At 57.5% G+C, this 12505-nt stretch carries 12 protein-coding genes; 1 reads left to right on the top strand and 11 read right to left on the bottom strand.

Annotated elements, in window-relative coordinates; translation table 11 throughout:
* Positions 1-146 precede the first annotated feature (146 nt).
* From ACEQFP_RS07335 to pbpG, 11 genes are all read right to left on the bottom strand, one after another.
* On the bottom strand, positions 147-1196 hold the full coding sequence (locus ACEQFP_RS07335) for a glycoside hydrolase family 105 protein (RefSeq protein WP_005288740.1): 1050 nt from the start codon (positions 1194-1196) through the stop codon (positions 147-149).
* A gap of 137 nt (positions 1197-1333) precedes the next feature.
* On the bottom strand, positions 1334-2488 hold the full coding sequence (gene nagA, locus ACEQFP_RS07330; protein ID WP_035595144.1) for an N-acetylglucosamine-6-phosphate deacetylase: 1155 nt from the start codon (positions 2486-2488) through the stop codon (positions 1334-1336).
* A gap of 4 nt (positions 2489-2492) precedes the next feature.
* A complete protein-coding gene (gene agaF / locus ACEQFP_RS07325; RefSeq protein WP_005288746.1) occupies positions 2493-2933 on the bottom strand; it encodes a PTS galactosamine/N-acetylgalactosamine transporter subunit IIA in 441 nt (146 codons plus the stop codon).
* A 68-nt stretch (positions 2934-3001) separates the two neighbouring features.
* On the bottom strand, positions 3002-3892 hold the full coding sequence (locus ACEQFP_RS07320; RefSeq protein ID WP_005288749.1) for a PTS system mannose/fructose/sorbose family transporter subunit IID: 891 nt from the start codon (positions 3890-3892) through the stop codon (positions 3002-3004).
* The gene (agaW, locus tag ACEQFP_RS07315) at positions 3882-4652 is read right to left on the bottom strand and encodes a PTS N-acetylgalactosamine transporter subunit IIC (protein WP_005288753.1); all 771 of its coding nucleotides are present in this window, start codon (positions 4650-4652) and stop codon (positions 3882-3884) included. The genes ACEQFP_RS07320 and agaW overlap by 11 nt, the downstream gene beginning before the upstream one ends.
* 54 nt (positions 4653-4706) lie before the next feature.
* Positions 4707-5204 (bottom strand): PTS N-acetylgalactosamine transporter subunit IIB, encoded by a 498-nt coding sequence (gene agaV, locus ACEQFP_RS07310; RefSeq protein WP_005288756.1) that lies wholly within the window; start codon positions 5202-5204, stop codon positions 4707-4709.
* Positions 5191-6387 (bottom strand): SIS domain-containing protein, encoded by a 1197-nt coding sequence (locus tag ACEQFP_RS07305; protein WP_370547270.1) that lies wholly within the window; start codon positions 6385-6387, stop codon positions 5191-5193. Before ACEQFP_RS07305 ends, agaV begins: the two co-directional genes overlap by 14 nt.
* Before the next feature lie 13 nt (positions 6388-6400).
* The gene (gene kbaZ / locus ACEQFP_RS07300) at positions 6401-7681 is read right to left on the bottom strand and encodes a tagatose-bisphosphate aldolase subunit KbaZ (RefSeq protein WP_005288761.1); all 1281 of its coding nucleotides are present in this window, start codon (positions 7679-7681) and stop codon (positions 6401-6403) included.
* A 50-nt stretch (positions 7682-7731) separates the two neighbouring features.
* Entirely contained in the window at positions 7732-8511 is a 780-nt protein-coding gene (gene agaR, locus ACEQFP_RS07295) for a transcriptional repressor AgaR (protein WP_005294363.1), read from the bottom strand.
* A 675-nt stretch (positions 8512-9186) separates the two neighbouring features.
* Positions 9187-10092 (bottom strand): DUF808 domain-containing protein, encoded by a 906-nt coding sequence (locus ACEQFP_RS07290; RefSeq protein WP_370547269.1) that lies wholly within the window; start codon positions 10090-10092, stop codon positions 9187-9189.
* A gap of 122 nt (positions 10093-10214) precedes the next feature.
* Positions 10215-11144: a D-alanyl-D-alanine endopeptidase gene (gene pbpG, locus ACEQFP_RS07285; RefSeq protein WP_005288777.1), complete on the bottom strand. Its 930-nt coding sequence runs from the start codon at positions 11142-11144 to the stop codon at positions 10215-10217.
* A gap of 416 nt (positions 11145-11560) precedes the next feature.
* Between pbpG and ACEQFP_RS07280 the strand changes: the two genes are divergently transcribed.
* Complete coding sequence (locus ACEQFP_RS07280; protein ID WP_005294358.1) at positions 11561-12460, top strand: EamA family transporter; 900 nt, start codon at positions 11561-11563, stop codon at positions 12458-12460.
* Positions 12461-12505: the final 45 nt, after the last annotated feature.

The following is a 12505-nucleotide window of genomic DNA, read 5'->3' as shown; positions in this document are numbered from 1 at the left end:
AAAGCAAAGATACGCTGCGTAAAATCACAGTATCGAAAAAAATCGAAAGTGAAAAGATCCGGAATAGTGTCTAGCGTACACCTGTAACGAAAGTTGGCGAAAGAACGCCCGACCAAAGCCGGGCGTCATGTGTCATCCTGGGTCGATCAGGCGTACAGATCCAACATCGCACACCCCGCCAGCAGATAGGCACCGGCACCGTAATCGATGTTGTGCTGCGCCTGCACATCGCGCGGGTTGAAGGCGGGCAACTGCACCCAGCCCAGCATGCCATTAGGCTGGATACAGCCATGTAATGCCGCCCAGGCACGCTCGACGATCGGCTGGTAGCGCTCACGTGCCAGCAACCCCTGCGCGATGCCCCAGGCTAAGCCATAGCAGAACAACGCCGTGGCGCTGCTCTCCGCCGCCGGGAAGCGCTCGGGATCACGCATACTGGTGCGCCACATGCCATCGGCCTGCTGGTAGTCACTGATCGTCTCCGCCAGATCGCCGAACAACGCCAGATAGCGCGCACGACTCGGATGATCCGCCGGCAGGTGTGCCAAGATGCGCGGTACCGCCGCCAACACCCAACCGTTACCTCGGCTCCAGAATACTTTCTCACCATTTTCTTCCCGCAACTCACCGCCCTGCCCGTCGGGAATGTAGCGGTAATCGCGATAGAATAGGCCACTCTCAGGATCGTACAGATGGTCGACCGCATCCCAGAAGGCGACATCCATATAGTCGACGTAGCGGCTATCGCCAGTGCGCGCACTCAGCGCGGCGAAGGCCGGCGGTGCCATGAACAGCGCGTCACACCACCACCAATCTTCACGACCGGGACGCGGCTCATCCACCATCTGACCCAGCGCCTTGATGGTCGGCTCCAGAGCCTCCGGCTGCTCGACCTGGGAATAGACATCCAAATAGGCCTGGCAGCACACCATGTCGTCGGCGAAGCGGGCATTAGGACCGGTACGGAAACCGGTGTGCAGCGTGTAGTTCATCACTCCATCGAGATAGCACTGATCGCCGGTCGCCTGCCAGGCGGCGGCGACGCAGGACCAAAATACGCCGCGCTCCCAATCGGTATCCTTAATGAAACGCGTCTTGCCGCTGCGGCGTACCACACTGCGTGTCTGGTTGGCCGCCTGATAGCGGTACACCCGCAACATGTCAGCCAGGATCTCTTCACGTGTTATCGCATTCATTGCATTATCCTCACTGGGCCCGCGCGCCAGCAACTGGCGACTCCCCTGCGGGCCTCCGATTAGTGGTGGCCATGCCGGGCATGACCCTCCCTGGTTATCATGTATCGAACCGGTACTCAGGCCCGGCTCATCACGCGTCAGGCCGAACGCCGGTAGGCGCACTCACCGTTGATATAGGTCTCGACAACCGTCATCGCCTCATCGACCACGGTAAAGTTTGCCAGTGCACCGGCGCGGATCTCACCCAAACGCTCCGTCAGACCGAGGTAGGCGGCCGGTACCGCCGAAGCCATCTGCACGGCTTCCCACGCCGGAACGCCCGCCAGATTGATCATGTTGCGTACCGCCTGATCCAGGCTACAGGTACTGCCCGCCAACGATCCATCGTCGGTGCGCGCCTCGCCGTTACGCACGGTGATCTCCTGAGCACCGAGTCGATAACGCCCCTCACCCAGTCCACCGGCACGCATACAGTCGGTGATCAGGGCGATGTGATGATAGCCCTTGCTACGATAAGCCAAGTTGAGCATCACCGGATGAACGTGGATCCCATCGGCGATCAACTCCGCCAGCATATCCAGATACAGCACCGCCCCACAGCAACCCGGCTCACGATGATGCAACCCAGACATGCCGTTATACAGATGAACGCCGCAATCGGCGCCCAAGGCATGGGCGCGCTGAACCTGAGAAAAACTGGCCGCGGTATGGGCAACGCCCACCTTGACGCCGCGCGCGCGCCACCAAGCGATGGCTTGCAGAGCCGTCTCCGATTCGGGCGCCAGCGCGGCACGTAGCAGGGTGCCATCACTGGCCTGCCACAACGCCTCTAGCGCATCGGCATCCGGTTCACACAGGAAGGTCTCGGGATGAGACCCCCGATAAGGCGCAGTAAAATGTGGTCCCTCAAGGAAGCTACCCAATAAGCGGGCACCCTGCCGTTGCCCGGCGGCGATAAACGCCCCGACCTGTTGCAGCGCCTGGCAGACATCCTGCTGTGGCGCACTGACGGTGGTGCCCACCCACGCCACCACCCCACACTGCGGTAAGGCATCGGCGATGGTTTGTAGTGCCTGCGGTGTCGCATCCATCACATCGGCGCCGGCACGACCATGGATATGAATGTCGATCAATCCCGGCCATAGCGTATGACCGGCCAAGCGCACCACCTGGACGCCCGAGGGGATCGACGACCCGACAGCGGTGATGATGCCATCCTCGACCACTACGGCGACATCGCGCTCTATGCCGTGCGGGGTAAAGACCCGGTCGGCCAGATAGGCAATCGGCATCATCTTACAGTCCGTCGCTCGCTTCGCATTCGACGGGGGCCATCGCGGCTTCCAGCGTCTGACGCATATTCTGTACGCTGCTGGCGCCGATCTCTTGCAGGATCGCCACCAACTCCGCCAGCGTGGCACCATCGCGCTCGAAGGCGGCGTTGGCGATCATCGGCAGGTTGACCCCGGCTAACACCTCAACGCCGTCACGGCTCATCAGCACATTCAGCGCACGATTACAGGGCGATCCCCCCGGCAGGTCGGTCAGGAACAGGACACCTTCGCCCCCATCCACCTCATCGGCGGCCTGGCGCAAGGCGGCCTCCAGATCGTCGGTAGACATGGACTCAACAAAATCGATAAAACGCATCTGCGGCTGTTCGCCGGCGATGGCCCGTACGGCAGAAGCCATGCCGCTAGCGAAGTGGATGTGACCGGAAATGACAAGACCAATCATGGAATAACCCTTACAACTGACTCATTGGTAAACTCCCCGCCCATCGATGATGGCGCGGGGAGCGACGATTACAGAATACCCATCAGGTGGCCGACGACGCCGGCCGCCAAGGTCGAGAAGATCAGCACCGGAGGCTTAGCCCAGAAGCCGGTTCCCTTCACCATGCGGAACATAAAGAAGACCAACAGCAACGGCAGCATGTTTGGCATGATCTTGTCGAACAAGGCGCTCTGGAGATCCACCGTCTTGCCGCCCAACTCTATCGATGCCGTGGTACTGAAGCGGATAAAGGTGGCGCACAACGCCCCGATGACGAAGATACCCATGATGTTGGCGGCGCGCGCCAACTTCTCGGTGGCATCGCTCATGCTCACCATCGCCGCCGTACCGGCGCGATAGCCCATGAACATCAGGCCGAAGTAGACCAGGAAGTGGACGATCTGATACAGGATAAAGAACACGAACGGACCCGCGATGGAGCCATCGATGGCGATGGAGGCCCCCAGCGCCAGCGTCAACGGCATCAACGTCATATGGTCGATGGCATCACCGATCCCGCCGGTCGGGCCCATGCCCGCTACCTTCATCACGTTGATGGTAGACGGCTTCTCCTTGTTCTCTTCCATCGCGATGGCGGTGCCCAGCAGGAAGGTGAACAGTTTCGGACTGGCGTTAAAGAATTGCAGATGGTTCTTCAGCGACTTAGCCAGATCTGCGCGGTTATTACCGTGGATCTTCTTCAGGGCCGGGATCATCGAGTAGGCAAAGCCACCGCCCTGCATACGTTCGAAGTTGAAGTTACCTTCCATGAACAACCCGCGGAACGCGCACTTCCACAGATCCTTCTTGGTGATCACCTTGCGGACTTCACCATCCTGATAAGCATCCACGTTGTCCACCAGGCTGGCGGCCTTACGTGTTTCTTCCTGCGCCGGAGAGATAATGACTTCAGATGCCATCTTCGAATTCCTCTTTAACCTGCTGCTGTGAATTGGACTTATTACCGCTGAAGAAGTAGTACAACACGGCGATAGATGCGCCGAGGATAGCCACGGCCATGATCGGCAGCTTGAGGTAGGTGGTCATCACGAAACCGATAAAGAACACCCCAGCCATCTCCTTGGACCACATGATTTTCAGCAACATGGCGAAGCCGATTGCCGGAACCATCTTGGCGCCGATACCCAGGCCTTCCAGCAGCGCTTTCGGTGTGTTTTTGTCGATCCAATCGGCGGCATGCTCACCGAAGTAGACGGTGGCGAAAGCGATCACAAAGTAGAGCATCGAACGCGTGACGATAGTGCCGATCAACAAGCGCGATATCCCGCCGGCATCCGCCTGCTCCGCATACTCGTCTGCTTTCCCCATGGTGAACGCCGTCAGCGCGAAGAAGCCGATGACGATCATCTGCATCAGTACGGCGATCGGCATGCCGACCCCCATCGCCACTTCCGGTGACTGGCCAGTCATCACGGCAAATGCCACGGCGGCGATGGTGCCCATGGTGACATCCGGCGGCTGCGCCCCGGCGTTCGGCACCAGACCCAGCCAAGCCAGCTCCAGCGTCGCGCCGGCGATCAGGCCGATTTCCATATTCCCCATAATTAATCCGACCACCGGGCCGGTAATTAGTGGGCGGTGAATATTTAATGCCACATCGTATTTATCGATGCCGCATAAGAATGCCCAAATGGCAACGAGTGTCGCTTCAAAGACCATAAATATATTCCTCTACCGCAGAGTTACAATGGGGGGGACCAGCCCCCCATTGAATTAGGCGCTTTTAGCCAGAGTCAGAATATCAACCGGAGATTGGTCAGGTGTATTTTGTACGGTACAGCTAACACCTAAATCAATCATGCGACGGAAAGCATCCAGATCCTTATCGTCTACCGATACGGTCTTCGCGATCTGGCGTTTACCTTCATGGAAATGCATATTGCCAATATTGCAATGTTTAATCGGCACACCGCCTTCGACTAAACGCGCGACATCGCTTGGATTATTGCACAGAATAAAAATCTTCTGGCGTGCGGCGGCTTTGTGAATCACATCGATGGTTTTCTGAATCGTGAAGAAGCGTACATCATATTCGCCGCCTGCAGAGGCCTTCATTCCTGCTTGCATGAATGCCGCGCTATCGCCTTCAGCCGCTTCGTCGTTAGCAACCAGAATCAGATTGGCCTCAGTATGTTTACCCCAGGTAATTCGGATTTGCCCGTGCAGTAAACGCTCATCGATACGAGTCCAGACAATATTAGGCTGATTCATATATTTTCCCTTCGAGTGATTTTTCAAAACCGTAAATAGTGACACCTTGTACAACCCGATTAATTTCCCCGCTAGGTGATGGGTTGTCCGGTGAATTGCCAACGGCGATTGAATTATGGAATGCAAATGCTTGCACCAACATCAAATAAGCAAACAACAGTCCAATGTCATCGCTTTGTGCTACGCCTGGCACGATAATATGCCGGCCGGCAGTGACAGCGTGTTCTGTATAAGCAGAGACGGCAATAATTTCACTGGCAACATTATCGCTGCGTAGCTCTTGCAACAGATCGAGATCATACTTACGCGTATAAGGATCGTTGGAAATAAAAACAAAGATTAATGTTTCGCTGTTAACTATTGCCTTCGGTCCATGACGGAATCCCAATGGGGAATCGTACATGGCAGCGATTCTGCCTGAAGTTAACTCCAGCACTTTCAGTGCCGACTCCTGAGCCAATCCCTGTAATCCTCCGCTTCCCAGGTAGATAACTCGCTGATACTGCCCAGCCCGGATATTATCCACGAATTGCTGGTTTATTTGTTTGAACCAATCCGCACTTTTTTTACAAAATTCTTCGATATCTTTCGAATATTTATCAAGACCGGCAAAAATCGTAACTGCCGCCATCATCATCGAGGAGAAGCTGGAGGTCATCGCCAACGACTGATCGTTGGTCTCCGCCGGCGTCAACACCGCCAAGGCATGCTGGCTATCCTGACAGAAACGGTAGAGATGGCCCTCGGCGTTACAGGTCAGCACCAAGTGATAGCACTGGCTGAGACATTCGGAAGCGACTTGCAACGCCGCCACGCTTTCCGGGCTATTACCCGAACGGGCGAACGACACCAACAGCGTCGGAACATCTTCGCTCAGGTACTGTTGCGGGCAGGAGACCAGATCGGTGGTCGCGATCGCCTCCATGCGACGCGGTACATAACGTGACAGCAGCGGCACCAACGCGCGTCCGGCGAAGGCGGAGGTACCCGCGCCGGTGAAAATCACCCGCGCATTCTCGGCAGCCAGTGCGTGACGTAAGAAGCTGCTGATTTGTTCGTGCATGTCACTGACAATCTGTTGGGTCTTCGCCCAACAAGCCGGCTGTTGTTCAATCTCTTTCGCTGTCCATGTCGCGCCGAGACGCTGTAGGGCGTCCAGGTCATATCCCATATACTGTTGCATAGTCACGTCCTAATTAGTTGCGCAGGCAGGCCTGCGCGTAGCCGGATAAAATGTGTTTAACGTGCGCCTTAACCAACGCCTCGGGTTGCAGTGTCAGCTGACCTTCGCGCACGGCGGTGAATTCACGCGGCAGATACTGGCTGAGCAGCGGGTACGGAATCGGTGCCAGGGTCAGGTTGTCGAACAGCTTCTGCTGCGCTTCCTGGACCGCGGGTGTCGGCCAGTAGTAGCGGATGCGATCGCTAAAGCTGTAACGACGGGCAAAACGGACCTGCTCTTCGCTACCGCTGTAATATTTCTGCCAGTTCTGCGGCGCCTCCAGCATGGCTTTCTCAATGGCCTGGCGTAGACCGGAGCACTGTTCCGGCGCATACATCTCTTCTTCGATATGGCACAGGTTAAACAGCGCCTCTCGCAGGGCGAAGGTCAGGGCCGGGCCGACCTTGAGAATGGCGAAATGGTTGTCCACCAACTCACGATAGGCGCGATCGGTCTGGTAATCGGTCGAGTGCGCCTCGAACACCTGGTGTGGGTAATCCTCCAGGACTTGGCTAAGCGCCTGCGCCTGCTGCGGACGGAAGTCGATCACCCCGGTATGGTCAAACTCGACGCCCGGCTGTACCACCAGGCCGATCACTCGCTCCCAGCAGTCGGCGACGCCGGCCCGCGCAAAGGCTTCACGGTGACATTCGATGGTCTGACGCGCCGCCTGCGGTGAGGTCACCTCCAGCGTGTCGATATGCTCCTTAGCGCCGCCCGGCACCGGGACTTCAGTACCGATCACATACACCAGCTGGCTGCGACCGAAGTGATCGCGTGCGCTGCGTTCGGCGACGGCCGCCAGACGGGCGGCACGCTCGGCGACGATGGCATCACTCAACGGCACCGGATCATCGGCGCAAGACATGCTGCAATCGAGGTGGATTTTTTGGAAACCGGCGGCCACATAGGCGGCGATCAGGGTATCGGCATGCGCCATCGCCTCGGCGGCGGGCAGATGCTGCCAACGGTTGGGACCGAGATGGTCACCCCCGAGGATCAGACGAGCGAGTGGGAATTGCAGCAGATCGGCCTGACGGCACACGTAATCGCGGAAATCGGCCGGGGTCATCCCGGTATAACCGCCAAATTGATCCACCTGGTTGGAGGTGGCTTCGATCAGCAGGAGAGAATCATCCTGCAGTGCCTGCTCCATCGCGGCTTCGATAACCAACGGATGAGCGGAACAGACTGAATAGATACCGACCGGCTCACCGGCCTTGTGACGCTGAACGAGTTGCGCTAACAGATGCATCAAAATAACTCCACAATAAACACGGACCGGTTTACCGTGGAGTCAGCGCGTCACTTCTCTTTTTCAGCGATAATCACTTCGACGTGGGCTTCCCGCAGACGCTCGACATATTCATCGGGCACCCCGGAATCCGTCACCAGGATATCGATATCCGTAAAATCCCGAATCATGTGGTAGCCGCGCTTGCCGAACTTGGTCGAGTCGGCAACGGCGATCACCTGATCGGAGATCTCGCACATCAAGCGGTTAAGACTCGCTTCCTGCTCATTGTGCGTAGTGATACCCGCTCGCAGATCGAATCCATCCACCCCGAGAAAAACCTTGTCGAAACAGAAGTTTTTCAAGCAGGCTTCGGCCTGCGAACCTGAAAAAGACATTGCGCTCTTACGTAACACCCCACCGGTACACACCACTTCGATACCCGGTGAGGAGACGAGCTCCACGGCGACATCCAGACCGTTAGTCATGACCACCACGTTTTCGAGGCCCCGTAGGTGCCCTGCGATCTCACGGGTCGTCGTACCAGAATCCAGAATCACCGCGTCACCGCTGTGAATCAGCTTGGCCGCCGCCAGACCGATCTGGGATTTCACACCGCTATTACGGTGGCGCTTCTCGTGGACACTCAGTTCGGCAATCACCCCGGTATTCGGGATGGCCGCACCATGCGAACGCACGATATAGCCGTTCTCCTCCAGAAAGGTCAGGTCACTGCGGATGGTGACGCTTGAGACGTTAAATCTTGCGGCTAACTCCTCGACGCGGGCTTTCCCTTGGGAGGTCACCACGTTGAAGATTTCCATACGCCTTTCGATTGCTGCCGCTTTCACTTTTGTCCCCTTACGAAACCGGTTGAAGCGGGCTTCAACTGGCCTCGACCTAAGATTAATAACATTACGATTGCTTTCAACATAAACAACCGAAAAACATGATTGCTTTCACAAACTTTCGAATAACTACCATCAACTTTCAAAGCTAGCCTAGCAACAACCTAACTGGGACGTCACCCGCGTGGTGACAGGCGCGGTCTATCCGCTTGCAGGAGAGCGCCATCGATAGCAGCGACAATCAGCACATATCACCGCTCTCCGCCATCAGGCTGTACACGCTACATAGTAGCAAACGAAAGCAACATTCTTCGTTAACTTACGCAAAAAATGAAATAAAAAACAAATAAAAGCGGATGAGAGAAAAACGCGGCACTTCCCGTTGGAAACGGCATAAAGGTACGACAAGGCTTGTGCTTAAACACGCTTCCCCCCTCAACAACGCTTTGGCAGCTATTTATCCAAATATTACCCGGGGAAAGCAAGCGTTAAATCCATTACCCCACCTCTGTTTTCACACATCTCTCGCTAGGATATGGACGAAAACGCTAATACCTTTCCAGCACCTACGCAAGGATACGAAAATAAAACAAGGAGATATTAAGCATACCAACGAAAAGAGAAACGCAAAGAGGAGAGAGGAGAGCGGCGGCGGCAGACTGCTACCGCCGTCCTCCGTCAACGACGCAGGAGACGCTGCCCGCCAAGGAGCAACCCCACAATCAATACCCCCAACAGCAGGCCAAACAGCATCGCCAGCAACGAGGGAGCGATGCCGCCGAATAGCGCCCCCAAGGTCGGTAATGCCCCCACCGACTGGCTCAAGGCGAGGATGCCATGATGAACCCAAGGCAAGCCATGCACCACGATGCCCCCGCCCACCATGAACATGGCGATCGTCCCCGCTACCGACAGTAGACGCATCAACCAGGGCGCCGCCCGCAAGATCCCTCGCCCCACACCACGCGCCAGACGCCCTCGGCGCGCGCAAAGCCACAAGCCGGCATCATCCAGTTTCACGATCAACGCAACCAGGCCGTAAACCCCGAGGGTCATCACCAAGGCAATGCCGCATAACACCAACACTTGTTGCATGAAAGGCGCGCTCGCCACCGTCCCCAGGGTAATGGCAACGATCTCGGCGGAGAGGATAAAGTCGGTGCGGATCGCGCCCTTCACCTTACTCCGCTCATAGGCGACGCTATCTCCCTCTGGCAGCGCCGGCTCCTCCGCCGCGTCGAGTTCCCGCGGTAAACACTTATGCACCAGCTTCTCCGCACCCTCGTAGCACAAGAAGGCGCCGCCCAACATCAGCAACGGTGTAATCAGCCAGGGTGCCACGGCACTGATCAACAGGGCCAAGGGCACCAAAATCGCCTTATTTAGCAAGGAGCCGCGCGCCACTGCCCACACGACCGGCAGTTCGCGATCGGCATTCACGCCACTCACCTGTTGCGCGTTAAGCGCCAGATCGTCGCCTAACACGCCGGCGGTCTTGCGCGCCGCGACCTTACTCATCAAGGCCACATCGTCGAGTAACGAGGCAATATCATCGATCAGGGTTAATAAACTACTACCGGCCACCCTCTACCTCCTTCTTGCGGGGATCGCGCTCTGTATCATAAGACGCGACGATCAAAAAGTCGTGCGCCCTCAGGCGCACGTGGAAAACGCTAGCACATCACCCCATTATGGGGCGATACGCCTTAATTTTCGGCCAGACGCTGGCCCAGATTCTTCTGCTGTTTGTAGCTTAGCGCCGCCGCCGGTACCGGCGACGCCTTGCCCGTCAGCATCCATTCGCGCAGACGGTTAGCATCGGCGAAATGGGTATACTTACCGAAGGCATCCAACACCACCAGCGCCACCGGACGCCCGCCGATCACCGTACGCATCGCCAGGCAGTGCCCCGCCTGATTAGTAAAACCGGTTTTGGTCAGCGCGATGTCCCACTTGTCATTGCGTAACAGATGGTTGGTGTTGTTAAAGGTCTCCGTATAGGTCGGATGACGGAAGGTCACGCTCTGGGTCTCCGTCGTACTCAGCTCACTGATCAACGGATAGCGCTTCGTCGCCTGCAGCAACTTGACCAAATCACGGGCACTCGACACGTTCAGCGGCGAGAGGCCGGTCGGTTCGACGTAGTGGGTACGCGTCATGCCCAATGCCCGTGCCTTAGCATTCATGGCGCGAATGAAGGCATCGTAGCCGCCGGGATAATGATGCGCCAACGTCGCGGCGGCGCGGTTTTCCGACGACATCAACGCCAATAGCAACATCTCACGACGCGTCTGCTCACTACCGACCCGCACCCGCGAGAAGACCCCCTTTAGCTCCTTGGTATGACGGATATCGACCGCGATCACCTCGTTGAGATCAGGATGGGCATCCAACGCCACCATCGCCGTCATCAACTTGGTGATCGAGGCGATCGGCACCTGCACATCGGGATGGCTGGCGTAGATCACCTGATGCGTATTCAAATCCATCACCATGGCGCTGCCCGACGCCAGCGCCAACGGCGCACGCTGTTGCGCGGAGGGCGTGTTGTCACTGGCCTGCGCCGTCGGCAAGGCGGTCAGACTGCCACCCAGAATCAGTAGACTTAATAGGGAATAACGGAGTGTAACAACCATGTTTCTTCATTAATCTCGCTAGGGAATGGCCCGGTATGCGCCGGGAAGCCCGCCGTACGGGTGACCAACAGTATCCCACCCGGCGGGAATTGTGAGCCGAAAAGGCATGTCCATCATGGCATTAGCGGCTACCGTGCTCTGCACACGCGCCGATACAGTATAGACGCTGGCGGCGCGCTGGGCGCGGCGGCACACAGCCTAATCGCTCGCTGGAAAGGCGGCAAAAATAAAAATGTTTCCGTATGTGAATGGCGCGGCGTACCACAGACATTCAAAATTATCGCCGCCGTACAGGGGAAAAAACACACGAACAGATGGCATTGACTATAGTTGTTTTATCAGTGAGATAAACGGCAAAACGGCCACGGTCGCCGCACCGCCGCTCGGGAATGAAACGACAAGATGAGGGAGGCATTATGGGGCTGAAAGATACCCTGCTGGCGCTATTGGTGGTCGCGATCTGGGGCGTCAGCTTTGTGGCGATGCAACTCGGGCTGCAACAACTCTCGCCGCTGCTACTGGGTGGCCTGCGTTGTCTGTTATTGGCGCTGCCCGCCATCTTCCTCCTGCCGCGCCCGGCCCTCGCGGCGCACACCCTGATCCTGTATGGCCTGCTGATTGGCTTCGGCCAATTCGCCTTCCTGTTTTTCGCCCTGCATGGTGGCCTCAGCGCCGGAGTGGCCGCCATGCTGCTGCAACTGCAACTGCTATTTACCGTGTTGCTGGGCACCCTCCTGTTCGGCGAGCGCATCCGCGCCAGCCAGATCCTCGCCCTCCTGTTCGTCTTCGCCGGTGTGGCCTTACTGTTACACCAGGGTGCCGATGGCCTCTCTCTGCCTGATGGCGCCATCTTATTCGCGCTGGGGGCCGCCCTCTGCCTGGCGCTGGGTAATCTGCTGCAACGCCTACGCATCCGTGACAGCATCCAGGGATCGTTACCGGCTTTGATCGCCTGGGCGGCGTTGGCGCCGATCCTGCCGTTCTTCCTCGCCGCCTGGCTCTTCGACGGGGGACAGGCTACGCTAACGGCCCTGCGTGGGATCGATCTCACCACCCTGCTAGCACTGCTCTATCTGGCCTACATCGCTACCCATCTGGCCTATGCCATCTGGGGACGCTTGCTAAGACGCAACCACACCGGCTACTTGATGCCCTTTACCCTGCTGATCCCGTTAATCGCGTTGGCCGCCGATGAGATCGTCTTTGCCACCCCGCTGAGCGCCGTACAGCTCTATAGCCTACTGCTGATCCTCCTCGGCCTGGCGCTGGCGCTATTGGGTAACCGCCTGATGGATTTTCGCCTGGTACGTCACTAAGCCGCGGCTCAGGGAGTCGGGGGGCGTCCGTCTCCCCGATTCCCC

The sequence above is a fragment of the Edwardsiella sp. A.80236 genome (assembly GCF_044540725.1).
GTDB lineage: Bacteria > Pseudomonadota > Gammaproteobacteria > Enterobacterales > Enterobacteriaceae > Edwardsiella > Edwardsiella tarda.
Note: the sequence above shows the minus strand (reverse complement) of the source record. Positions and strands in the feature narration are given on the sequence as shown.